Source organism: Rhizobium rosettiformans W3 (assembly GCF_004912135.1).
Lineage (GTDB): Bacteria > Pseudomonadota > Alphaproteobacteria > Rhizobiales > Rhizobiaceae > Allorhizobium > Allorhizobium rosettiformans.
In genome coordinates this window covers 243,356-265,881 of sequence record NZ_STGU01000002.1, presented here as the reverse complement: position 1 = coordinate 265,881, position 22,526 = coordinate 243,356, and the positions used below count along the sequence as shown (strand labels likewise).

General features: G+C 62.9%; 28 protein-coding genes. 13 read left to right on the top strand and 15 right to left on the bottom strand.

Going from position 1 to position 22,526, the window contains the following annotated elements:
• Nucleotides 1-63: 63 nt before the first annotated feature.
• Together FAA86_RS04625 and FAA86_RS04620 are read right to left on the bottom strand one after the other, a co-directional pair.
• Nucleotides 64-348, bottom strand: coding sequence for a type II toxin-antitoxin system RelE/ParE family toxin (locus FAA86_RS04625; protein WP_136538576.1), 285 nt, complete (start codon nucleotides 346-348; stop codon nucleotides 64-66).
• Entirely contained in the window at nucleotides 345-644 is a 300-nt protein-coding gene (locus tag FAA86_RS04620) for a type II toxin-antitoxin system RelB/DinJ family antitoxin (RefSeq protein WP_113462154.1), read from the bottom strand. Before FAA86_RS04620 ends, FAA86_RS04625 begins: the two co-directional genes overlap by 4 nt.
• Nucleotides 645-845: 201 nt before the next feature.
• Here FAA86_RS04620 and FAA86_RS04615 point away from each other — a divergent pair, with 201 nt between their 5' ends.
• Nucleotides 846-1,079, top strand: a complete 234-nt coding sequence (locus tag FAA86_RS04615; protein WP_136538575.1) for an antitoxin MazE family protein — start codon at nucleotides 846-848, stop codon at nucleotides 1,077-1,079.
• Nucleotides 1,076-1,399: a type II toxin-antitoxin system PemK/MazF family toxin gene (locus tag FAA86_RS04610; RefSeq protein ID WP_113462156.1), complete on the top strand. Its 324-nt coding sequence runs from the start codon at nucleotides 1,076-1,078 to the stop codon at nucleotides 1,397-1,399. The genes FAA86_RS04615 and FAA86_RS04610 overlap by 4 nt, the downstream gene beginning before the upstream one ends.
• 38 nt (nucleotides 1,400-1,437) lie before the next feature.
• On the opposite strand, the gene FAA86_RS04605 is transcribed toward FAA86_RS04610, so the two are convergent.
• Nucleotides 1,438-1,902 carry a YcgN family cysteine cluster protein gene (locus FAA86_RS04605; RefSeq protein WP_136538574.1) on the bottom strand — a complete coding sequence of 155 codons (465 nt, stop codon included), beginning with the start codon at nucleotides 1,900-1,902 and terminating at the stop codon, nucleotides 1,438-1,440.
• Nucleotides 1,903-2,216: 314 nt separating this feature from the next.
• Between FAA86_RS04605 and FAA86_RS04600 the strand changes: the two genes are divergently transcribed.
• On the top strand, nucleotides 2,217-4,436 hold the full coding sequence (locus FAA86_RS04600; protein ID WP_246712291.1) for a transglycosylase domain-containing protein: 2,220 nt from the start codon (nucleotides 2,217-2,219) through the stop codon (nucleotides 4,434-4,436).
• Nucleotides 4,437-4,752: 316 nt separating this feature from the next.
• Entirely contained in the window at nucleotides 4,753-5,940 is a 1,188-nt protein-coding gene (locus tag FAA86_RS04595; protein ID WP_246035000.1) for a GGDEF domain-containing protein, read from the top strand.
• Between the two features lie 62 nt (nucleotides 5,941-6,002).
• Here the strand turns inward: FAA86_RS04595 and FAA86_RS04590 are convergent, their stop codons facing one another.
• Together FAA86_RS04590 and FAA86_RS04585 are read right to left on the bottom strand one after the other, a co-directional pair.
• Entirely contained in the window at nucleotides 6,003-6,452 is a 450-nt protein-coding gene (locus FAA86_RS04590; protein WP_136538572.1) for a GNAT family N-acetyltransferase, read from the bottom strand.
• Between the two features lie 191 nt (nucleotides 6,453-6,643).
• Nucleotides 6,644-7,417, bottom strand: coding sequence for a class I SAM-dependent methyltransferase (locus tag FAA86_RS04585; RefSeq protein ID WP_136538571.1), 774 nt, complete (start codon nucleotides 7,415-7,417; stop codon nucleotides 6,644-6,646).
• A 939-nt stretch (nucleotides 7,418-8,356) separates the two neighbouring features.
• Here FAA86_RS04585 and FAA86_RS04580 point away from each other — a divergent pair.
• A complete protein-coding gene (locus tag FAA86_RS04580; protein WP_136538570.1) occupies nucleotides 8,357-9,043 on the top strand; it encodes a permease in 687 nt (228 codons plus the stop codon).
• An 11-nt stretch (nucleotides 9,044-9,054) separates the two neighbouring features.
• On the opposite strand, the gene FAA86_RS04575 is transcribed toward FAA86_RS04580, so the two are convergent.
• Together FAA86_RS04575 and FAA86_RS04570 are read right to left on the bottom strand one after the other, a co-directional pair.
• On the bottom strand, nucleotides 9,055-9,324 hold the full coding sequence (locus FAA86_RS04575; RefSeq protein ID WP_136538569.1) for a hypothetical protein: 270 nt from the start codon (nucleotides 9,322-9,324) through the stop codon (nucleotides 9,055-9,057).
• Between the two features lie 202 nt (nucleotides 9,325-9,526).
• Nucleotides 9,527-10,420 carry an NAD-dependent epimerase/dehydratase family protein gene (locus FAA86_RS04570; protein WP_136538568.1) on the bottom strand — a complete coding sequence of 298 codons (894 nt, stop codon included), beginning with the start codon at nucleotides 10,418-10,420 and terminating at the stop codon, nucleotides 9,527-9,529.
• A 152-nt stretch (nucleotides 10,421-10,572) separates the two neighbouring features.
• Between FAA86_RS04570 and FAA86_RS04565 the strand changes: the two genes are divergently transcribed.
• The 7 genes from FAA86_RS04565 to FAA86_RS04535 all read left to right on the top strand — a co-directional run bounded on the left by FAA86_RS04565 (nucleotide 10,573) and on the right by FAA86_RS04535 (nucleotide 14,228).
• Nucleotides 10,573-11,052 (top strand): DUF3833 family protein, encoded by a 480-nt coding sequence (locus tag FAA86_RS04565; RefSeq protein WP_167494891.1) that lies wholly within the window; start codon nucleotides 10,573-10,575, stop codon nucleotides 11,050-11,052.
• Nucleotides 11,053-11,290: 238 nt separating this feature from the next.
• Nucleotides 11,291-11,827, top strand: coding sequence for a glyoxalase superfamily protein (locus FAA86_RS04560; protein ID WP_136538566.1), 537 nt, complete (start codon nucleotides 11,291-11,293; stop codon nucleotides 11,825-11,827).
• Nucleotides 11,828-11,905: 78 nt separating this feature from the next.
• Nucleotides 11,906-12,283 carry a PH domain-containing protein gene (locus FAA86_RS04555; protein ID WP_136538565.1) on the top strand — a complete coding sequence of 126 codons (378 nt, stop codon included), beginning with the start codon at nucleotides 11,906-11,908 and terminating at the stop codon, nucleotides 12,281-12,283.
• Nucleotides 12,284-12,328: 45 nt separating this feature from the next.
• A complete protein-coding gene (locus FAA86_RS04550; protein WP_136538564.1) occupies nucleotides 12,329-12,568 on the top strand; it encodes a DUF4160 domain-containing protein in 240 nt (79 codons plus the stop codon).
• Nucleotides 12,561-12,974, top strand: a complete 414-nt coding sequence (locus FAA86_RS04545) for a DUF2442 domain-containing protein (protein ID WP_136538563.1) — start codon at nucleotides 12,561-12,563, stop codon at nucleotides 12,972-12,974. The genes FAA86_RS04550 and FAA86_RS04545 overlap by 8 nt, the downstream gene beginning before the upstream one ends.
• A gap of 121 nt (nucleotides 12,975-13,095) precedes the next feature.
• Nucleotides 13,096-13,680: a DUF1214 domain-containing protein gene (locus FAA86_RS04540; protein ID WP_136538562.1), complete on the top strand. Its 585-nt coding sequence runs from the start codon at nucleotides 13,096-13,098 to the stop codon at nucleotides 13,678-13,680.
• Nucleotides 13,677-14,228, top strand: coding sequence for a DUF1254 domain-containing protein (locus FAA86_RS04535; RefSeq protein ID WP_136538561.1), 552 nt, complete (start codon nucleotides 13,677-13,679; stop codon nucleotides 14,226-14,228). Before FAA86_RS04540 ends, FAA86_RS04535 begins: the two co-directional genes overlap by 4 nt.
• Nucleotides 14,229-14,235: 7 nt before the next feature.
• Here the strand turns inward: FAA86_RS04535 and FAA86_RS04530 are convergent, their stop codons facing one another.
• Nucleotides 14,236-15,165 carry an HD-GYP domain-containing protein gene (locus FAA86_RS04530; RefSeq protein WP_136538560.1) on the bottom strand — a complete coding sequence of 310 codons (930 nt, stop codon included), beginning with the start codon at nucleotides 15,163-15,165 and terminating at the stop codon, nucleotides 14,236-14,238.
• A gap of 263 nt (nucleotides 15,166-15,428) precedes the next feature.
• The gene (locus FAA86_RS04525) at nucleotides 15,429-15,641 is read right to left on the bottom strand and encodes a hypothetical protein (protein WP_113461918.1); all 213 of its coding nucleotides are present in this window, start codon (nucleotides 15,639-15,641) and stop codon (nucleotides 15,429-15,431) included.
• A gap of 326 nt (nucleotides 15,642-15,967) precedes the next feature.
• Between FAA86_RS04525 and FAA86_RS04520 the strand changes: the two genes are divergently transcribed.
• Entirely contained in the window at nucleotides 15,968-17,110 is a 1,143-nt protein-coding gene (locus FAA86_RS04520; RefSeq protein ID WP_246034999.1) for a DUF2336 domain-containing protein, read from the top strand.
• A gap of 109 nt (nucleotides 17,111-17,219) precedes the next feature.
• Here the strand turns inward: FAA86_RS04520 and FAA86_RS04515 are convergent, their stop codons facing one another.
• From FAA86_RS04515 to FAA86_RS04490, 6 genes are all read right to left on the bottom strand, one after another.
• On the bottom strand, nucleotides 17,220-17,567 hold the full coding sequence (locus FAA86_RS04515) for a DUF1491 family protein (protein WP_136538559.1): 348 nt from the start codon (nucleotides 17,565-17,567) through the stop codon (nucleotides 17,220-17,222).
• Nucleotides 17,568-17,631: 64 nt separating this feature from the next.
• Complete coding sequence (locus tag FAA86_RS04510) at nucleotides 17,632-17,934, bottom strand: HigA family addiction module antitoxin (protein ID WP_374725518.1); 303 nt, start codon at nucleotides 17,932-17,934, stop codon at nucleotides 17,632-17,634.
• A 15-nt stretch (nucleotides 17,935-17,949) separates the two neighbouring features.
• Nucleotides 17,950-18,240 carry a type II toxin-antitoxin system RelE/ParE family toxin gene (locus tag FAA86_RS04505; RefSeq protein WP_136538557.1) on the bottom strand — a complete coding sequence of 97 codons (291 nt, stop codon included), beginning with the start codon at nucleotides 18,238-18,240 and terminating at the stop codon, nucleotides 17,950-17,952.
• A 42-nt stretch (nucleotides 18,241-18,282) separates the two neighbouring features.
• Nucleotides 18,283-19,746, bottom strand: a complete 1,464-nt coding sequence (locus tag FAA86_RS04500; protein ID WP_136538556.1) for a methyl-accepting chemotaxis protein — start codon at nucleotides 19,744-19,746, stop codon at nucleotides 18,283-18,285.
• 92 nt (nucleotides 19,747-19,838) lie between these two features.
• Nucleotides 19,839-20,849, bottom strand: a complete 1,011-nt coding sequence (locus tag FAA86_RS04495; protein ID WP_136538555.1) for a peptidoglycan-binding domain-containing protein — start codon at nucleotides 20,847-20,849, stop codon at nucleotides 19,839-19,841.
• On the bottom strand, nucleotides 20,821-22,323 hold the full coding sequence (locus FAA86_RS04490) for a sensor histidine kinase (RefSeq protein WP_136539001.1): 1,503 nt from the start codon (nucleotides 22,321-22,323) through the stop codon (nucleotides 20,821-20,823). Before FAA86_RS04490 ends, FAA86_RS04495 begins: the two co-directional genes overlap by 29 nt.
• Between the last annotated feature and the right edge of the window lie 203 nt (nucleotides 22,324-22,526).

Here is a 22,526-nt window from a genome sequence, read left to right as displayed (position 1 = left end):
ACATGGACCTTCCCATCATGGGAGGGTCAAGGGGTGGCGTGAGGATTTTTTGGAAGGACGCGACTAAAGCGCGTGAGGCCAGATCTGTGCCCCATGCAGGATACGCAGAACGCGAATGCGATCCGGAAGGACGGCATAGGCGGCGATGTAGGGCGTTCCGGAGATCACCAGTTCCCGCGTCCCCGTTACCCGACCGGTCCGTCCGCTCTCAGGAAACTGGAGCAGTTGACGGATACCCAGCTCAATTTTCGTGTCGATGCGAACGGCAGCGGCCGGATTTTCCTGCTCGATGAAGTCAAACATCGCCAAACGGTCAGCAATTGCCAGTGCTGACCAGGTAAGCCTCACCGCCCCGTCTCCTTGGCGAGGGCTGCTGCTCTGCGTTGCGCGAAGATGTCCGCCACAGCATTATCCTCGACATCGTCGCGCGCATCCTCCAGCGCCTCTCGCACCTTGGCGCGAAACCAGGCATCGTGAACGGCAGGGTCCGACAGGAGCTCGATCGGCAGAGCGCCTTCATTGGCAGTGCGGGTGAGCAGAATGCGCACGGCATCGGACACGGTCAGCCCCATGCCCTCCAGCACGGCGGCCGCGCGGTCGCGGATCTCGGGATCGATGCGTGTCTGGACGAGTGCGTTGGTCATGGCGTTCTCCTGCCATACTGTACTTCAATTGAATGACGGCAACAATCACTCGCGAAGCACCCTCCCCTAGAGGGGAAGGGTCGGAGCGCAGCTCCGGGGTGGGGGACGGGCGTGACCGGGACAAGGCGCAGACCATCAAGGGAGATCTTGTCCGGAAGGCACGGATGCGTTACATGTAACATTCCTGAATGGAGATCCGTGATGGCAACACCCGTGGGACGGCGCGTGCAAAAGCGGCGCGAACATCTGAGAGCCCAGGGATTGCGCCCTGTGCAGATCTGGCTCCCGGATACGCGCCGAGCCGGCTTCAACGAAGAATGCGCCCGCCAGGCGCGTTTGACGGCCGAGGCCGACAGACTGGACGTCGGACTTGACGCCTTCCTCGACGACGTGCTCCAGGATCTTGATGATCACCTGCCTGAGGTTCCGACGTGAAACGCGGCGACCTTGTTACGGTCGCCATGTCGGGTGACTTCGGCAAGCCGCGCCCCGGACTCATCGTTCAGAGTGACAGTTTCGCAGAGACTGGCACGGTGACACTGCTTCTCGTCACCAGCACCCCCATTGACGCTCCCCTCGTGCGCGTGCCTCTGGAACCCGATGCAGAAAACGGGCTCATGCACCCCTCTTGGGTGATGATCGACAAGGCCATGTCGGTGAAGCGTGAGCGGGTCGGACGGGTGATCGGACAGGTGCGCGAAGAGAAGATGCTCGCAGTCACTCGCAATCTCGCGGTCTTCCTCGGCATCGGCTGACGCTCAGGTCGACGAAAAGGCTCAAGCCTCGCGAGCCCCTACCCCCGTTCCGCGCCCACCTTCAGCGGCCAGTCGACGACGTAGTCCTCGAGGTCTTCGACATCCAACCCCTCTTCCGAGATCGTGCGGCCACGGGCGGAGACGCCGGCTTCGTGGACGGTTTCGGGATTGCCGGAGACCAGATGGTGCCACCAATAGAGGTCGTGGCCCTCGTCGATCAGGCGATAGCCGCAGGTCGGCGGCAGCCACTTGATTTCGCGCAGGCCCTGAAGCGTCAGCTGGATGCAGTCGGGCACGGTCTGCTGGCGGTTTTCGTAGTCGGCGCAGCGACAGCTGTCGCCGTCGAGCAGCTTGCAGGCGACCGAGGTGAAGACCACTTCGCCGGTGTCCCAGTCCTCGAGCTTGTTGAGACAACAGAGGCCGCAGCCATCGCAGAGGCTTTCCCACTCCGCATTGCTCATCTCGGCGAGCGTCTTGGTTTTCCAGAAGGGTTGGTCGGTCATGGTCTCGTTCAACTGGCTCTTGCTGTGCAAGGCATCGCGGTCATCGGCGCCTGCCTCATGGTCGACAGCCGCGGCCGGTGCAGGGGTGCAACGCTGATCGGCAAAAGCACCTATCCGCCGCGGCCGGGTTCACCATGGTCAGCGAAAGCGCTTGTCCTTTGTCGGCAAATCGCCCATCACTTCGAGGACGACGGCCTGCTCTACGGTTCCTCCGGGTCCTGATCCTTATCGGCGGGCGCGTCAAGGGCGCAGACAACAAGTTTTCGGGAAAAGCCACGGTGGCCGACAAGGACAAGCCTGACGATCTGGAGCCGATGGAGCGTGTGGACGCTGCCGGTGCGGACGATCGACTGGCCTCCGGCCCGACCGAAGGCAGGCCCGAGAAGCCGCCGCGGCTCAAGCGCCACATCTTTCTGAAGATCGACAGCTGGCTCGATTCCACCCTGTGGAATGCCGGCTACGAACTCACCGAGGCCTGGGAAGAGATCACCATCTTCTTCCGCCGTTTCCGGGTGCGTGGACTGAAGAAGCTCGGCTTCGAGCTTGCCGGCGAGGCGATGACGCTTGGTACGGCCGGTTCCGTGGTGCTTCTGGCGCTTGCCCAGCCGGCCTTCGAGGAAACGAAGAAAGACTGGCGCAACCACGACAATTTCGCCGTCACCTTCCTCGATCGCTATGGCAACACGATCGGCCACCGCGGCATCATCCACGAGAATTCCGTGCCGGTGGACGAGCTGCCCGACCATCTGGTGAAGGCGGTGCTTGCGACCGAAGACCGGCGCTTCTTCGAGCATTTCGGCATCGACTTCATGGGCCTCGCCCGCGCCATGACCGAGAATGCCAAGGCCGGCACCGTGGTGCAGGGCGGCTCGACGCTGACGCAGCAGCTGGCGAAAAACCTCTTCCTCACCAATGAACGGTCGATCGAGCGCAAGATCAAGGAAGCCTATCTGGCCCTCTGGCTCGAGGCGAACCTCTCGAAGAAAGAGATCCTCTCGCTCTATCTCGACCGCGCCTATATGGGCGGCGGCACGTTCGGGGCGGCAGCGGCTTCGCAATTCTATTTCGGCAAGAACATCACCGAGGTGACGCTGGCGGAAGCGGCGATGCTGGCCGGCCTCTTCAAGGCGCCGGCGAAATATGCCCCGCATGTGAACCTGCCGGCGGCGCGTGCGCGCGCCAATGACGTCTTGACCAACATGGTGCAGAGCGGGTTGATGACCGAGGGTCAGGTCGTGGCGGCACGGCGCAACCCGGCTTCCGTCATCGATCGCGACGAGAAGGATGCACCCGACTTCTTCCTCGACTGGGCATTCGAGGAAGTGCAGAGGATCGCCGCCAAGTTCAAGGATCACACGCTCGTCGTGCGCACGACCATCGATCTCGGCCTGCAGCAGGCGGCGGAGGAAGCGGTCGCCTCGTCGCTGCGCGAATATGGCGAGAGCTACAATGTGCGCCAGGGCGCGCTTGTCATGATCGAGAATGGCGGCGCCGTGCGCGCCATGGTCGGCGGGCGCGACTATGGCGAAAGCCAGTTCAACCGCGCCACACGGGCGCTGCGTCAGCCGGGTTCGTCCTTCAAGATGTACACTTACGCGCTCGCGATGGAGAACGGCTATACGCCGCAGACCGTGGTGACCGACGGTCCCGTCTCCTGGGGCAATTGGAGCCCGCAGAATTACGGCCGCAGCTATGCCGGCCGGGTGACCATGGAAACGGCGCTGGCAAAGTCGATCAACACGGTTCCCGTGCGCCTTGCCAAGGAAAAGTTCGGCATCGACGCCATCATCCAGACCACCAAGGCCATGGGTGTGGAGACGCCGATCAAAAAGGATGTGACCATCCCGCTCGGCACGGCGGAAGTGACCGTCATGGACCAGGCGACCGCCTATGCCGTCTTGCCGGCGGGTGGCAAGGCCTCGCGCCGGCATGGCATTGCCCAGATCAGCAATTATGCCGGCGACGTGCTCTATGATTTCGAGCGCGATGCCCCGGCACCGGCCCAGATCCTGACCGAGCAGGCCGCGATCTGCATGAACGAGATGATGACCAAGATCCCCTATATCGGCACGGCGCGGCGCGCCGCCGTCGATGGGGTCTTGACCGGCGGCAAGACCGGCACGACCCAGGCCTATCGCGACGCCTGGTTCGTTGGTTACACCGGCAACTACACGGCCGCCGTCTGGTTCGGCAATGACGACTATACCTCGACCAACAACATGACCGGCGGCTCGCTGCCGGCGATGACCTTCAAGAAGCTGATGGATTATGCCCACCAGGGCATCGACCTGAAGCCGATCTTCGGCATCGACCAGCCCATGCCGGAGCGGGAAGAAAAGCCTGAGGTCGCGGATGCCGCCAATCCGGATGCGCTACCGCCGATGGTACGCCCGCGCTCGCTCTCGGCGCAGTCGACGCGGTTGATCCGCGATCTCGCCGCGCGCCTGAAGGCGGCGCAGGCGCTTGCCACGCCCGCCACTGGCACGGCCCAGGCGGCCATCGAGCCGGAAACGACCGGCGCAACCACACGTTAAGACAATTGCAGGTTTACGGTGCGGTTACGATGCGGTCTTTCCCGCGCGACGTCCGCCGGCCTGATTCGACCGATCTGCAGTCTGTCTACGATCGATCCCACGACCTGCCGGCGGATACCATCCTGAATTGAAACAGGATTGTGCATGGAACACCAATCTGCCGCAAGCGCATTGACTCTTCCTTTACCATAGCCTCTTTGTTCATCCCTGATTTCTCGTATTGGGACACAAGCTTCACCCCAAATTAAGGGGGCCTGCCCTAGCTTCGTCTCGTTTTCTAAGGACCAGTTTTTCAATCGGTGATTGGACATCCATGATGAGATGGCTCGGACTTCCCGCACGACCGCGGCTTTCAGCGGAGCAATATGCGGCCTTTCTGGAATACCGGGCTCCTCTCCGCAGCCGCATGCTCCGAGCCGCCGTATTCTGTGTCCTCACCTTCTATCTCAGCTGCTTTCTCTTCGATCTCTGGTTGCTGGGCGATGTCACGGTGCTTTCCGCCGTTTTGCGCTTTGCCGTGATCGTGCCGATCACCATCGGCCTCTTTGCCTATATCGCCGGCAACCACCCGATCGAAAAGAAGGAGATCGCCGCGATCCTCGTGGCGCTTCTTGCCAATGTCTGCTGGTGCATCATCCTGGTGTCGAGTTCGAGCCCGGGGGTTTTGACCTATTTCTATGCGGCGACCAGCTTCCAGATGGCGATCACCATTGCCGCCGCCTCCCCCTTCCGCCCGGCGCTGCGCGCCAGCATCTTCACCTTCTGTCTGAACTATTCGGCGATCTGGTTCCTCGAAGGTGTCACACCGTCCTATGTGATCCAGCATCTGGCGGTTTATATGCCGACCGTGATCATGACGCTGCTCGTCTCCTACCAGCTCGAGGTCGAGGCGCTCACCAGCCATTTGCAGATGGAGGAAAACGAGGCGCTGAAGCGGGAATTGTCGCGCCAGAACAAGGATCTCGCCCGTCTCTCCGTCACCGATCCGCTCACCCGCCTCTCCAATCGCCGGGGCACGGAGATGGAGCTTTCAAGGCTGACGGGCGAAAGCCCGGATGCGGCCTCGCGCGTCGTGCTGCTGGTCGCCGATGTCGATCACTTCAAGGCCTATAACGATGCCTATGGCCATGGTGCCGGCGACGACTGCCTGAAACGCGTGGCGCGTGCCATGCGCCGGGCGCTGCCGATCGAGGCGCATCTCGCCCGCCATGGCGGCGAGGAATTCGTGGCGATACTGGCGGATGCGGATCAGGACATGGCAGCAGCGCTTGCCGAGAGCCTGCGGCGCGCCGTGCGCCAGCTCGGCATCGCGCATGCCCATACCGGCGACCGCAACCAGCATGTGACGATCAGCGTCGGCGCCGCCTGCGGCACGATCCAGCACGAAGGCGATTTCGACCGCCTGCTCGACCTCGCCGACCGGGCGCTCTACGCCGCCAAGGCCGACGGCCGCAACAGCTGGCGGGTGAGCCTCAACGAAGAGACCGAGCGCGGGGTGGCGTGAGGGTATGGGGGCGAGGTGAAGCCTGCCGCTTCGAGCGTTTGTCCGGATATGGTCCAAAGCGGTCACGCAAAATGCTTTGCCATTAGAGGGTTGGGCCGATTTGCATCGACAAGTTCCCAGCCGATCTTGCGGTAAAAACCGACTGCGTCCGGCGCTACGTGCGCCTCAAGCCCATTAAGGCCATAAGTCCTTGCCTGAGTCTCGACGGCGGTCATCATGGCTCGTCCCATACCTTGCCGCTGGCGCTCGGCGACGATTGCGACGGTGCGAACCACTCCATTCCCGTCCCCAGTGAAATCAAGACGGACCGCGCCAACAAACTCATCGCCATCGGCAAAAATCAGCGGAATGTGCTTCGGCTTTCTGTCGTCGGGATGGTGCTCGTCGTATCCAGACAGTCCACGCAGATCGAACAGCACATGCCGTCGAATCCGATGATACGCCTCCCATTCAGGTTGGCTCGATACCCGTACCAGCTTCAAATCAGCAACCTCTCGCAATAGACCGGACATAAGGCCGGCTCATAGGAGCGCAATGTCCGCTTATGGCGCAAACCTCTCGCCACCTGCGGCCCCGATAGTAGCCTAGAGATGGATCCCACACCGTCGCACCGCTTGCCCGTGCGGTTGCGGCACGCGACGGACCTTGCGGGCCATCGGCCGTTGTGCACCGTTTTGCCGCACGCGTGGGAGAAGATAACGCCTCACTCCGCCTTCCCGATCGGATACAAAAACAACCGCGTCTTGCGACTATCCGAGAGCTCCCAGATCTCGTCCGGGTCGACATCCGGCACGGCGAAACTATTGGAAACAAAGAGGCTGCCGGGTTTCATTTCGGTGGAGAGTTTTTGCCAGAGCGCGGCCATCGGGGCGGGTGAGAGGAAGGCGTAGACCACGTCTTCCTGGGATACATCCGTCTTCCAGAGATCGCCGCGGCGGATTTCGCCGCGGCCGGTGACGGCCGCCAGGAAACGGGCGGCGAGATAGACGGCGGGGGCGTTTTCCACGCCGCGTGCCTTTCGGCCTTCGCCATTGAGGGCGCGCACGACGCCGCCAAGCCCGCAGCCGAGATCAAGCACCCGCGTGGCGCTTCGATCGCGCATCAGATCCTTGAGCACCGAGGCAGTCTCGGCATTGGTGAGATAAAGCGGCACGCGGCCGCGGGTGGTGTTGGAAAAGACGAGCGCCAGCACGAGGAAGGCGAGCCCGAAGGGCCAGGCGGGCAGATTGCCGACCAGCAGCGCCGAGCCCATGGCAATCGGGAAGAGAAAGGCGATCAGCAGCCACCAGCGCGGCAGCTTCAGCAGGCCGCAGATCAGCGCCGCAAGCGCCCCTTGAAGAAGGAGTGCGATGGCAATCAGCGGCAGCCGCTCGACCGAGCTGGTAAGCGGCGCCGTGACGGCCGCCACCACCGGCAGGGCCACGACCTGGGCCAGAAGCGCGCCAAGGATCGGCGTCTTGCGGAAGAGTACGAGCATTCCATCTCCGGAGCTGACAATGGCCGCGACACTGGCAGGGGGTGGGGCGATTCTCAAGGCCTATTGGCCCGTCCCCTGAGGCGAAGGGCTGACGAGAGGCTTCGGGACAAGGACTGGTGGATCATCGCTCGGAGCAGTTTGCAGCTCACGTCAGGGTGGCAGATGGTCCCCCTCATCCTGAGGGCGCCCTCGCAAGGCGAGGGCCTCGAAGGATCGAGGCCCAGCTTGGCCACCCGCCCTCGTCCTTCGAGGGTCGCTTCGCTCCCACCTCAGGATGAGGGCTGACCGGTAGCGTCCCCCAAGAGAGGTGTGTAGAGATAGCCTATGGTCTGGACAAGGGCTGACCGTCGGCGGCGGGCATCCACCCTCCCCTAGAGGGGGAGGGTCGGAGCGGAGCTCCGGGGTGGGGTGACCCGTGAGCATATCGCAGATGTGGTCGCACCCCACCCGCCGCTTCGCGGCGCCCTCTCCCCTCAAGGGGAAGGTGGGTGGCAGATGGCTTGCGCTTCGGGACAAGGGCTGGTGGATTACCGTTCGGAGCAGTGTGCAGCTCATGTCGGAGTGACCAAACAATACCCCTCATCCTGAGGCGCCCTCGCATTGCGAGGGCCTCGAAGGATCGAGGCCGGCTTGACCACCCGCCCTCGTTCTTCCGATGTCGCTTCGCTCGCGCCTCAGGATGAGGGCTGACCGGCGGCGGCGGGCATCCACCCTCCCCTTGAGGCGGAGGGTCGGAGCGGAGCTCCGGGGTGGGGTGACGCTTGAGCACACCGCAGATGTGGTCACCCCCACCCGCCGCTTTGCGGCGACCTTCCCCCCTCGAGGGGGAGGTGGGTGGGGACGCGGCTTTGTCATGCCTCCCTTGCGCCCTGTCCTCCCTGCTGGCATCGTCGGGCCGGCCAAGAGTGTTGGGCCGCATTCGGTCGGATGGAGTTGGCCATGGATTTCATGAGGTTGCTGAAGTCGCTGGAGGAGCTGCTTTACGAGCTCGTGTCCTGGCTGGTCTTCTATCCCCTCACCTTCTGGCGGGCGCTGACGCGGCCGCTCAGCATGATGGAATATGCCGATATCGAGCTCAGCGACCGGCCCGAGGACCAGTATGACGATACGGTGAGCCCGCCGCTCTTTCTCCTGATCACGCTTCTTCTGTCACAGGCACTGTCCGCCGCCTTTCCGACGCCACTCGGGGCGAGTGCTGCCGACATCGAGGCTCTGACCCGATCGACCTCCAACCTCTTGATCGCACGTGGCGTGATTTTCGGGATCTTTCCGATGGCCATGGCCGTCACCCTCATCAAGCTCAAGCGCATGGCTCTCACCCGCTCGACCCTTCGGCCGCCCTTCTTCAGCCAGTGCTATGTGGCCGCACCCTTCGTCATGCTGATCGGGCTTTCGGTGGACTTCATTGCGGTGCCGGGCAGAAGCGGGATCATGGCGGCCGTGCTGATCTTCGCCGCCGCAGTCCTGTGGTACGGGCAGGCGCAGATCCGCTGGTTCATGCAGGATCTGGGCCTTGGGCTCGTCAGGGCCTTCGGGCTCTTCCTGCTCGCCTTCGTGCTCGCGATGATCCTATCGCTTGCCATCGCCTTTGTACTGGCGACGCAGCTGCCGCGGTGGAACGGCTGAAGGCACAGAGATCAATGATGGCGCCATAAGGGCGCCTGTCCCACGGTTGCGGGTGGCGAAAGCGCCCGGTCGACCTCGGCCTCGAGCAGGACCTTTTCGCCGGGATTGAAATCGCTGAAGCCGTGAAAGGCCGCATGGGTCCACAGGATGCGGCCCGACATCAGCGGTGCGTCCACGGTCGCGATGACATGGCCGTTCATCGCCACGTCGAAGGTGACGAAATTGCGTCCCTTGATCTCGCTTTGCGCGAGGTTGGCAATCGCGATGCGCTTTTCGGTCAAGGCTCCACCTTCCCGACCCCGCCATTGTAGGGGTTTCTACTTTTCTCATATACGAGGAGGGCTGGGTTTGGTGTGTCTTTTTGGGATTATGCCCAGCAAAATCGCAGGGATTGGGTGCTTCGCCCGCGTAAGCGCAGGTTGTGAACAGGCCGCCCCGCCCGAAACACTGTCCGGGCGGGTGGATCGACTTCAGAAAGTCCGTTCAGACCTTCACATATTTGCGCCAGTCATGCGCTTCCTTGAAGCCTAAAACTTCGCGGATCTTGCGGTTCGAGAGCGGCGCCTCGAAGCCCTCGATGTCGCGGGTGATCGGTGTATTCGGCGCGTATTTGGCGAGGAACTCGCGCGTCGGGATGGTCGCCGTGATCGTGTCGTTGACGGCGTTGAAGACCTGGAAGCCGAGGCCGTCCTTCTTCACGCAGAGATCGACGATCTGGCCGAGATCCCGGGCATCGATATAGGACCAGGCATTGCGTTTGCGCACCGGCGGATCGGCCAGATAGCCGGGGAAGGCGGCATAATCTTCGGGCGAGATGACATTGCCGATGCGCAGCGCATAGACATCGATGCCGAAGCGCATGGCAAAGGCGCGGGCGGTCTTTTCGTTGACCACCTTGGACAGGCCGTAGCTGTCCATCGGGTCGGTGTCATAGTCCTCCGTCAGGGGGAACTCCTTGTAGTCCTTGTCGCCCTCGGCAAAGCAGACGCCATAGGTGGTTTCCGAGGAGGCGATGATGACCTTCTTGATGCCGAGCTTGGCGGCGGATTCGAGGATGTTGTAGGTCGAGACGGTGTTTTCCGCGAAGGTCTTATTGTCGGGATGCATCAGAATGCGGGGCACGGCTGCGAAATGCACAACGGCATCGACCGCCTTCGGGCCGCCCTCTTCTTCGTAACCGTCGTAGCCGAAATGGCAGGACAGCGCGTTGAAGACCTCACCGGCATTGGTGACATCCGTCAGCAGGGTGTGCACGCCGGGGTGATCGAGCACGGCGCGGTCGACATTCAGCACCTTGTGGCCCTGGTCCAGAAGATAAGGCACGACATGGCGCCCCGCCTTGCCGCTGCCGCCGGTAAACACGATCCGCTTGCCCATGGTGATCCTCCTCTTGGGATTGGGTTGTCGGATCACCAGATAGCGCGGCATCGGCAAAAGAGTAAGGGGGCAAAGGCCCGTTGACGGCTCAGGGAACCCGGGCCGCCCTCCCCGTGTTTCTCCGGTCCAACCGGCAACCCAGGAGAGACGCCGTGAAGCTTCAGGAATTTGCAGACAGAGAGCCAAAGTTCATCCTGGAGGAATTCTTCTCCGGCACCCTGCGTGGTTACGGCATGACGATCGGCCGCCTCGGCGGCTTCCAGAACCGGTTCACGATCGATGCTCGCGGACGCTTCGATGCCTCGGCCAACGTGCTCTCGCTGACGGAAGACTATTTCTTCGACGACGGCCATTCCGACACGCTGGCCTGGACGATCCTGAAGCGCGGCGAAAACCGCTACGAGGGCCGGGAAACACTGATCGACGGCACGGCGGACGGCGAACAGGCCGGCTGCGCCTTCCGCTGGCAGTATTCCCGCGACGTGCCGGATGCCGACGGCTCGAAGACGCGTTTCGGCTTCGACGACTGGTTCATCCTGCATGACGAGCGGCACATGAGCGTGCATGCATCGCTGACCAAACTCGGCCTGGAAGTGGCGACGATCGAGGCGTTTTACGAACGGGTGGGGTGAGACGGGGCCGGCGGAAGCGACAGGAACGCAGAAAGGCGCCTTACCCATCTTGCCTTGGCGAAGGGGTCTGCTAGCCTCTCTGGCAGGCCGATGCAGCCTGCCGCTCCGCGGCGTTCCTTGGAACGCGATGGTGAATGCATAAAGAACACCTCCTCATCCTTTCCCTCTCCGGAAGATGGCGACGGATCAGCAAACGCGGACACTGATGTGACCTGTTGCCACCGAGGAAGGAAAGACCATGCGCGATTTTCGCGATGCCAAACTGATGGCAAGAACGCTGAAGGCGGAACTGGCCAAAGCCAATCTTGAGATTACCCATTCCCGGGCACTGGAACTGGTGGCCAGGCAAATGGGCTTCGAGCATTGGAACATTCTCGCGGCCCGGATCGCGGCCAATGAGCGCCCGCAAGCCGACATCGCAATCGAAGCCCCGATTCCGATCTTCCGCATCTTCGATGTCGACAAGGCGATGGAGTTCTACCGTGACTTCCTGGGCTTCTCCGTCGATTTCGAGCACCGCTTCGGCGAGAATTTTCCGCTTTACTGCCAGGTGTCGCGCGGGACTTGCGTCTTGCATCTCTCCGAACATGCCGGCGACGCCTCGCCCGGCGCCAAGGCCTTCTCCTGGATGCGCGGCATCAAGACCTTTCACGCCGAACTGACCGCGAAAGACTACCGCTATCTGAAGCCGGGCCTGGAGAATGCGCCCTGGGGCCTGCAGATGACGGTGACCGACCCGTTCAGCAACCGCATCGCCTTTTGCGAAAAGCTGTGATGGCCATGGGGCCGAACCGGTCTTGACGGCTTCGCGCCCCCTCCCCATCTCCCTTCTCAACACAGCAGGAGGATCACCATGGGACTGTTCGACGGATTGCTGGGCCACGGATCAAGCGTCGATCCTGGTGATCTTGCCAAGCGCCTGGACGGCGTGCTGATCGACGGCGAGCAGGTCTCGCTTGCCTTCCGGGTCATCCGCGATGTCTTCGTCTTCACCGACAAGCGGCTGATCCTGATCGACGTTCAGGGCATTACCGGCTCGAAGGTCGACTACATGTCCGTGCCCTACCGGGCGATTACCCGCTTCTCGGTCGAGACGGCCGGCACCTTCGATCTCGACAGCGAGCTGAAGATCTGGGTTTCGGGCAGCGCCGATCCGGTGACGAAGACCTTGAAGAAGGGCACGGATGTGCGCGGCATTCAGCGGGCCTTGGCGGCGGGGGTGTTGCGGTAGCCTCCACCATTCTTGACGAACCCAACGGATGGGTTATTCTAGGGTATGGTCGTCGTCCATCGCGCGTTCGGTTTTCGCTTCGTGATCTACACGCAGGATCACGAACCCGCACATATTCACGTCACCGGGCCAGGACAGGCAAAAATCAATCTTCGTGGCGAAAATGGCAAGCCGGAACTGATTTATAGCATCGGTATCACGCGCGCGGACCTTAGACGTATCATGACCGAAGTTGCCGCCGTGCAGGGTCGGTTGTTGAAAGAATGGGAGCGGATTCATGGCTGATCTGGACGAAAAGCAACTTGACGCTGCAGAAGCGCAAGGCCGCGCGATGTTTAACACAGAGCCCCGCGCCGTTGCCGCGCGATACGACAAAAAGACCGGCCGCCTTGTGATCGATTTGGCCAACGGATGCGTCTATGCGTTTCCCACGGCCCTGGTTCAGGATCTGCAGTCGGCCTCGCCCGAAGCCCTGGCCGCTGTTGAAATCGACGGGCTCGGCTTCAACCTTCATTGGCCTGAGCTGGATGTCGATTTGTTCGTGCCGGCTCTGATTGCTGGGGTGTTCGGGACAAAGGCCTGGATGACGCGGGAGTTTGCTCGCCTAGCCGGGCAGGCAAAGTCGGAGGCTAAAGCTGCGGCTGCGCGCGCGAACGGTGCCAAAGGCGGTCGGCCACGCAAAGCCGGGTAGTCGGCGAGAGCCTTGCGAGCATCCTCCTCTTCCCAAACTTCCCTCACCCCCGAATCAGTGATACGCCTCGGGCACTGCCAGAGCGGCCTTGCCGCCGTTGCCTCGAGGTCTCAACCCGCCCGTGTTTCGTGTTCCCTTCATTGTCGCCACTGCGCTGATCATCGCCTTTGCCGGCGGGATCCTGTCGGCCCTTTCGATGCTGAATGCCTCGGTTGGTTTCGGGGCGATCGAGGTGGCCGGATGGCGGGCCTTTCCGACGGCGCAGACGGCCTCTGCCGATCCCTATGCCAAGGCGCATCGGGCCAAGGGCGGGCGCCTGCTCTATGGATCAGCGGAGGGGCTGCAGTTCACCGCCGTGCGTGACAAGGATGGGCTGACGCTGACCGGAACCTGCTCCTACCGGATGAGCGGACGCACGCCGACGACGCGGCTCTGGACGCTTTATGCCGCCGATGCCGACGGCAATCCGCTGGATGCCGGCGCGGAGCGCCCGACGGCCAAGAACTCGCAAACCGTGCTCCGACGCCGCGACGGATCCTTTGACATTGTGATTTCGCGCACGGCGAAATCCGGCAACTGGCTCGCCATTCCCGATACGGGCGCATTTCAGCTGGTGCTGACGCTGCTCGACACACCGGCGGCCGCCTCCACCGGCCTATCGGGTCTCTCCATGCCGGTCATCGAGCAGATCGGATGCGGCCAATGAGCAAGTTTCTCTACGCCATCATCACCGGTATCATCGGTGCCGCTCTCCTGCACATCATCATCATCCTGGGCGTGCCGCATTTCACGGGTCGCGACGCCTATACGCGCGTGACCTCGGAAGGGGCGCCCTTCGTCTTCCACCCGCTTTCGGCACGTCCCGATGCGGTGGGGCTCGCGAGCCTTGATCCTTATCTCAGGGTCGCGGTCTGCCATTTCGACATCGAGCGCCAGCCGCTCTCGCTCGTTGCTTTGGGAGAGGGCGTCGATTTCTGGTCGGTCGCGCTCTACGACCGCGACGCAAACGAAGTCTTTTCAATGAATGACCGCACTTCGGTGGCCGGCGATCTCGATGTGCTGGTGGCCACGCCAGTGCAGGTGGCGCAGCTCAGAAAGACGCCGATCGCAGCACTCGCCGAGACGATCCTCGTCGAACATCCGGGCACCGAAGGCTATGTGGTGCTGCGCGTGCTTGCCCCGCAGGCAAGTTATGAACCGGAGGCGCGGGCGTTCCTGGCCAACGCCGAATGCCTGCCGTTTACCGGGCGCTGAGATCCGATCAGGGCTGCGGCGCGTCGGCCAGCACGCTGCCGAGCCGGATGACCAGCTTGCGATCGAAGAATTGCGGTCTTGCAAACATCCAGTCGAGTGCCTGGGTCGACGTCCAGGGGCGCTTGTAAGGCCGGACGGAGGTCAATGCTTCGAAGACGTCACAGACGGTGCTGAGCCGCACTGGCAGACTCAGTTCCTTCTGCTTCAGGCCCAGCGGATAGCCGGAGCCATCCAGCGCTTCGTGATGCAGGCGGCAGATGTCGAGCACGACCTGCGGCAATTCCGGATAGGTCTGCAGCAGGCGGTAACCACCCTCGGGATGGTTGCGGATGACATGGCGCTCCTCATCCGTGAGCTTGCCGGGCTTGGTCAGGATTTCGTTGGGTATGAGCAGCTTGCCGATGTCGTGCAGCATGCCGGCGACGCCGAGGATGCGGACCGTATCCTCGGCCATCTCCAGCGAGCGGGCGAGAAGCGTCATCATGCCGCTCACGGCAAGAGAATGCACGTAGGTCGTCTCGTCCTTGCTCTTCAAGCGGGTCACTTCCAGAGCGACGACCGTGCTGTCGGACCAGAGGGAGGCGTTTTCATCGGCCGCCTGGGAGAGATTGTCCATGTCCAGCGCGCCGCCTTCGACGAGACCGTTCAGGCTGGTGCGCAGGGCCTTGGCCGACTGGGAAACGTCACTGCGCACTGCAGCGACCTGCGCACGGTCGAGGGCTTGCCGGCCCTTGTCCGCCTGCGGCGCGCGACCCTCGGCATCAAGGCCGAGCCGGATGTTGATGGAGACTTCCTGGGCCGATGTCGCGCGGATGGCGGCCAGTTCGGCATCGCTCTTGATCAGGAAACGGCGTCGGGCAAATTCACGACTGGGGCAGGCAACGCTTTCGACGAACATGCCTTTGCGGATACGGTCCTTGGCAATCTTCACCAGCATGAATTGGCACCAGGTCTCCGCTTGGTGCAGGCGAGGACGTCACACCTGCAGGCATTGCAGCAATATACCGCGATTTCTAATTTTATATTGTATTGTAAAAGTAATTAAACCAGTAACGCGCGTCACAGTTGTCGACGAGTTGCACGAAGTTGTGATCGCGGATTGGCACACGTCCGTCTCTCAACGCGGTGCTGCCGGTCGTGACGACGCTGGATTATGCCGCGCACGACAAGTGGAGGCGCGTGCATCCGCTCAGGGGCAGATCAGTAGGGGCGGCGTCCTGGGCCGAAGGCAGGGCCCTGAGGCGCGGGCAAGGCCGGCAAGGTCGGCAGTTCCACCCGCGGCCATATGGCATTGGGGTCCAGCCGCTCGTAGCGAATGCCGGTGAAGAAGAGGATCTCTGCCTTGTGCTCGCCCGTGCGGGGAGAGCGGCGCGAAGGGTTCAGCCGATCCGAAATCCTGATGATGTCCGCCATGCTCGTCTCCTTTCGAGAAGAAAGATCGAGAGGGTCGAGAGGGTCATCTCGCCCTGCCCTCCCATTACGAGGGCCGGCACAATCCGGTTCATGCTGCGGAATGTCTTACACGCACCGGGGTCATCTGCGCCTTTCTCCGACGCGTTCCCCTATGTCGCGGTTCACCCCACGAAACGGGGTACGCATATGCCTAATATCGGAAACATGCGGTGAATCGCCTGCCTTGACCATCCACCTGTCCACAGGAAGCCATAGCTTAGTTAACAGCTTGCTAACAAATTTGTTCTAATCTCGATCACATCTGTATTGCGTTGGAGTGGTTTGTGGTGAGCGAACAGTTCAGGGAGCTTGAGAAGCCGGCCGGCGCGCGGAACAAGGATGTCGTTCTGATGGCCACGGTCACGAGTTTCCAGGCGCTCTCCTTCCCCGGCAAATCCGAACTCCGACAATTTGCCGAACTGTTCCAGCCGCTGTTTGCAGGGTCATCCATGGAAGCCCGCCGAGAGGCGGTGGCCGCCTTGTCAAGAAGCCCGAACCTGCCCCTATCGGTCGCGGCCTTCATTGCAAGCCAGCCGATCTCGATTGCGGCACCCTTCCTCGCCTCCTCACCGGCCCTGTCCGACGACATGCTGATCATGATCGCGCGCACGCAAGGGGCCGATCATGCGCGCGCCATCGTCAAGCGTGAGCGGCTGTCGCCAACCGTGATCGACGCGCTGGTTTCCCTGCGCCACGCGCTGCCGCCGCGCCCGGAAAAGGCGAAGGTGGAAGAGACCAAGGTCGAGCCACTCCAAAAGATCGCCCCGTCGAGCTTCGACAAGGTGATGGCGGATCTCGAGATGAGCGATCTGTCGGGCGCGGTTGCACCGCAAAAGATCGTGCCAGAGCCTGTGGCGCGGGAAGAGGCGCTGCGCCAGACCATCAAGCGCATGGCCTATCAGCAGCGGCCGCCACGCGAGGATCGGCTCGGTCGCCGGCAGGCAACGCCGGTGCAGACGGCGCTTCTGGTGCGGTTCGCACGTGCCCATGACGGCGGCTTCTTCGCAACGACCTTAGCCGACATGCTGTCCTCCAGCCGGTGGCTCGCCGAGCGCATCCTGCTCGACATTTCCGGCCGGCAGCTGGCCACGACGCTGGCAGGCGTTGCGATGGACGATCGTGACGCGGTCTTCATCCTCGAGCACATCTACCCGCATCTCGCGCGGCGCGAGAATGACGCAAGCCGCGCAGAGACCCTGCTCTTCGGCATGGATCCGGATCAGGCGGAAGCGCGCATCGACAGCTGGATCCGCGCCGATCGCTACACCTTTGCCGGGGACGAACTGCCGGTGGTGGCCCGCGAGACCGACCAGCGTGAGGTTCCCGCCCCGGGTGCGACAAGCCTCAAGGCGGCGAACCAGGGCTCGGCGAAACGCCAGCCGGTCGGCGACGAGCACGGGCGGCAGGTGCTGCGGGCGCGCAAGCGGTAAGGGGCAGGCTTTGGGCATTTGAGCGATGGTGGTCGACCTTGGCCGCTGTCGGCGCGGTGGTCACCCCACCCCCTCAAGGGGAAGGTGGGTTCGATAGCTTATGCGGTGATCAACCCTTCTGATCCGTCAGGCTGAGATAGGTGCCGAGATCGTCCACCTCGATCTCGACCAGCCAGAGATCGCTGTCGAATTTCTGCTCGCGCATAATCAGCGCTTCGACGGCCTCCGGCTCGGCGCGCGTGAGGCGCGCTTCAAAGATCCTGTCATCGCGCTCCCCCTCCCCGATCATCGCCTGCGGCGCCGGACCATAGAGCGTCTCCAGACCATCGCGAAATCGCTGACGCACGAAGATGGCGCCGGACGCCTCCGAGCCCTTTGCGACGACGGCCGCATAACCGCCATCGGAAAAGACGCGGCGGGTCAGGGCGGAGACGAAGATGTCGGAGCGGATGCGCATGGGGCATGGGTTTAGGGGATTGCGGGGTCGGCGTCGAGGGTGGGCGTGGAGGGATCAGGCTGCTTCAGACAGCTGCCTTGTATGGAGCCACCACAATCTCGTCGGCCCGGCGCCTTGCCATCGCGATGTCAAAGCTGTTTTGCATGCGCATCAGGGTATCCATCGATACGCCGAAGGCTTTTTCGATGCGCAGGGCCATCTCCGGGGACAGGCCTGCCCGTTGGTTGAGCAACGCGGACAAGGCTGCACGAGTGACACCCAAGGCGGTGGCAGCGCTTGTGACGTTAAGCCCGAGCGGCTCTATGATTTCATGACGGATGAACTCACCCGGATGAGCCGGCGACTTCATGCGATAGCCCGCATCCATATTCATCCCTGCCTCCTAGTGATAATCCTCGTAGTCGAGATCAACGATCTCAACGGTGTCAGCTTCGATGCGAAAGGTCAGGCGCCAGTTCTTGGTCACAAAGAGGCTCCAGGTGCCCTTCCGATCTCCGCTCAGGCGGTGGGCTTTCCAACTGGGCACATCATGCAGTTCGTCTTCACGCTGCATGTCTTGCAGGAAGGACAACATCCGCCGAAGCTTCGGCACGACGGCGAGTTGGAGGCCGGAGCTATCATCCGCCTCAATCAAACGACGCAGTCCCTTGTGCAGAACGGAGCTGATCCTCATGCGCAAAGATAAGACGCGGACTGTAGCGCGTCAAGCGACGCTTTACACCTTCACCGCCAGACGCAGCCCGCCCCAGTGGCGGCCGGCGACGAAGATTGGGGCGGAGATGTCCTTCATCAGGACGAAATTACCGCCGCCCATATCGCGGCGGTAGGTCTGGACGAGAAAGGGTGCAGTCGAGCGGCCGGCGGCGAGGCCGACGCGGTCGTTGAAGATGCGGCGGTTGCGGCAGTTGGCGGTGTTCCAGACGGTGTCGCCCGGGCGCTGCGGGGCGGAGAACTTCTTGTTGTGGGTCGGCAGGTAGCCGTTCTCGTCCACGGCAGCACAGAAGCCGATGCGCTCCGAGGACCCGGCGACGGGCTCGATGATGGCGGGCAGGACCTGATCGGTGAATTCCGTAAAGCCGGTCATCATCTGCACCGGATCGGTGCCGGGAATCGGGCGGTAATTGCGGTCGAAGAGGTCACTTGTCCGGATGCGGCCGCTATCGACCGCCTGCTGGAAGACCTCGGATATGCGGGCGGCGACATCGACGGCAGTATCGATCCAGTCGCTGTCTGCCGTGCGGATGCCGGCACTGGCCGTCAACTGGATCAAGGTTTCCGACAGCGCCACGACCTTGTCGACGCGACCGGCGGTCTGTTGCAGGTGGTGGTCGGACTGGCGCACTTCGGCCGACATGTCGCTGAGCGTTGCGACGAATTCCGAGCACTGGCGATCCACCTGGTCCGTCGTCTGGGCCATAGCGGAGGAACCGTCGAGAATACGGGTGATGACCTGCTCCATGGAGGAGAAGGAATTGTTCATGGCCTGCGAGGTCTCGCGCACGTCGCGGGCGCTGGCGGTCGCACCATGGCCCGCTTCGGTCAGGCGGACGATCTTCTGGCGGATCTGGTTCAGTGTTTCCTGGATCGCGCCGGTCGCCTGGGAGGTCTGGAGTGCCAGGGCACGCACTTCGGCGGCGACAACGGCAAAGCCCTTGCCGGCCTCGCCAGCTCTCGCGGCTTCGATCGCGGCATTCAGCGCGAGCAGATTGGTCTGGCGGGCGATCGTGCCGATCTCTTCGGCCACCTTGTCGACTTCCGTCAGCGACTGGGAGAAGCTGCCGATCTCGGTGCCGATCTCTTCCGATGTCTCGACCATGTGGTCGATCTTGCCGACCGCTCCGGTCAGGCGGGTTGCAGAGTCCGTCAGCATGCGGCGAGCTTCACCGGCGGTCTGATCCGTCTCGCGCAGCGAGGCGGCCACCTCGCGGTTGGTCTCGGCGATGGACAGCGCTGTCCGGGTGATGCCATCGAAGGTGACGGCATGACGCTTGGAAATGCCGGCGACATCCTGGATTGCGCCGGCAATATCGACCAGGTCAACCCCGAGCGTGGATGCCTCTTCCGCCAGGCGCTGGACGATGCCCCGCAGGGTGGCGGCATCGACCTCTGCGGTTTGCGGGGCCTCCGGCACCGTCGCCTGGTGATCGTCCTCAAAGCGCGCGCTCATCGCAGCAATCATGGATTGTCCTCCTCCAATCGAGGAAGAATACCAATCGTATCATTAATGAGGGATTACTTTAGGGACTATGAAAATTCACCTAGACAAAGGGATTAAAGCGCCCCGATATCTTTCAGCTTTTTCAGGACGGCTGCACTCGGCTCGCCGGTTTCCGGAAGCTGGTAGTGGCGCTCGAAGCGGCGGATGGCGGCGCGGGTGTCTTCGCCGGCGACGCCGTCGATGGTGACGTTGCGATAGGCCATGTTGCTGAGGCCGCGCTGGATCTCCATGACAAGGCCCGGGTCGAAATTGGCCTGCTGGACCGGGGGCGGCGCATTGCGTTCCACGGATTTGGGTGGCAGCGCCTGGACCGGAACAACCGGACGGCGCGGCGCGGTGACGACTTGGGTTTCGGCGCTGCGGATCGCTGCGGCGACCGGATCTTCTGTGTCTGCCTTCACATCCATCACAGGGCGCTGAGCGGGCACTGCGGCGGTGACGCCTCGGTCGAGGGTCAGGGCGGCGAGAAGCTCCGGGGTCACCAGGCCATTTGCCTCCATGCCAACGGTCTTCTGAAAGAGAGAGATCGCAGTTTCAGTGCGCGGACCGATGACACCATCGGCTTCGCCGTCATAGAGGCCGCGACGCAGGAGTTCGGCCTGGACCTCGCGAATGAGCTTTGCGGTTTCCTCGGCATTGGCCGGCAGGCTTGCCGGCAGCGTGGCGAGGGTCTGGCCTCCGGCCGCTGGCGCTGCGGGCGCCGTTGTCGACCCGTCTGCTGCAGGCGCTTCGGCCGTGCCGGGCTTCTCGCGTTCGATGCGGAAGGTGGTCACGGTCTCGGGGTCCCGCTCGCTCAGGAGCGGGGCCCGCGGCACGCCGGCAAGGGCGGTAAAGTCCTCGGCATTGCGCGTGCGCAGGAAGGGCGACGGATGCTGGCCCGGCTGGTACCAGAGGGCGTTGGCGGCGATCGTGCCGAATACGAGGGTGAAGCAGAAGGCACCGCCGACGGCGCGCGGATGTCGCCCGGCCAGACGCACGACTGCGCCTGCGCCCTTGGACAGAAGGAGTAGGGCCGTTCCGCCCGCCTTCTTCTTCTCAGGCGATTTTCGCTTCCGCTTCGTCATACTCCGGTGCTTTCCCACCCTTCTTAGCCTCGGATCCCGCTTCAGCCAGACGCGGCGGGAACTCGACCATATTGGTTTCGCCTGCGGCCTGCGCACCCGAGCCGTCTGCCGGCAGGGTGACCATGACCACGGTGCCCTCGCCCGGCCGGCTTTCGATCCGGAAGGTGCCGCCATGGAGGGCCGTCAATCCCTTTACCAGCGAAAGCCCCAGGCCGGAACCCTCGTAGTTGCGATTGAGATCGTTCTGCACTTGTGTGAAGGGTCGACCGATCAGGGCCATCTTTTCCGGCTGAATTCCGATGCCGGTATCGCTGACGCTGATGACGACCTCGTTGCCGTGGCGCGCGGCATCGATGATGACCGCGCCGCCGGCGTCGGTGAACTTGATAGCATTGCCGACCAGATTGATGACGATCTGGCGCAGGGCACGGCCATCGGCGGTGACCTCGCCCAAGCCTCTCGGCAGGCGGCTCGTCAGCTTCACACCCTTGGTCTGGGCCTGGAGCGAGAGCATGCGCTCGCATTCGGTGAGCGACGCGGCGAGATCGAATTCCTCGAGCAGCAGTTCGTAGCGGCCGGCTTCGATCTTCGACATGTCGAGCATGGTGTTGACGACCGACAGCAGATGTGCGCCCGACTGGCGGATCAGCTGCACATATTCGCGCTGGCGGTCGTTTTCGAGCTTGCCGAAGTATTCGCCGATCAGGATGTCGGAGAAGCCGAGGATGGCGTTGAGCGGCGTGCGCATCTCGTGGCTGACGGCAGCCAGGAAGCGGCTCTTGATCTCGTGGGCAGCGCTTGCCTCTTCTTCCTTGCGGGCGACGGCGGCGCGCATCTGCATTTCGCCCTCGATATCGAGCATCTGGGCACGGACAGAGGTGAGCGATCCGTCTTCGGCGCGCACGGCGGTCATGTCGAGGCGGACGTTCAGGAACTGGGCCTGATCGAGACCGATGACAGGGCGATCGAGGCGCAGGTCGGTGACGACGACATCGGCGCCGAGGCGCAGCTCGTCGAGCGACTGAACGAAAGCCAGGCGGTCGGAGACATGCACCTGATCGACGAAGGGCCGCGACAGGGGCTCGCGCAGGAAGGACAGGAACATCTGGCGGTCGCGGCCACCGGCTGAACGCACCACGCCGGATGCATCCAGCGTCAGGAAGAGGCCGGGGCAAAATTCGTATGGGTCGGCGGCTGATGCCTCTGCACCACCAACGGTGGGTTCAGTGCCGTTCGCGCCCAGGCGGCGGCCGGCAACCAGCGCCACCGCGGCCAAGAGATACAGCGCCGTTGCCAGAGCAAAGCCGATCGGCAGACCGGTTGCAGCACCGAACAGGAAGGTCAGTGCGACCGGCACGGCAAAGAAGGTGGGCGAGAGCGCGAAGGTCAGCTTGCGAAGCGCTGCGATTTCCGCCCGATCGACCGGGCGGCCGGCGGCGTGACGCGAGAGGAGCCGGGCCAGCAGCCCGTCCATCGACATCGTCAGTCCATCCGACATTTTACGCAATACAACCACGCCAGAAATCCGCGACCGCTTCCTCTGATTTACCGCTCAAGGATAGGCCGGACGCGCTTAAGGAATAGATAAGGCAGAGGCCTGCGAACGGCCCGGAACGGCCGTTCTGACCCGAAACAGGACAGCCGACGGAGGCTTTCCCAAACATGGTTAACGGGGCG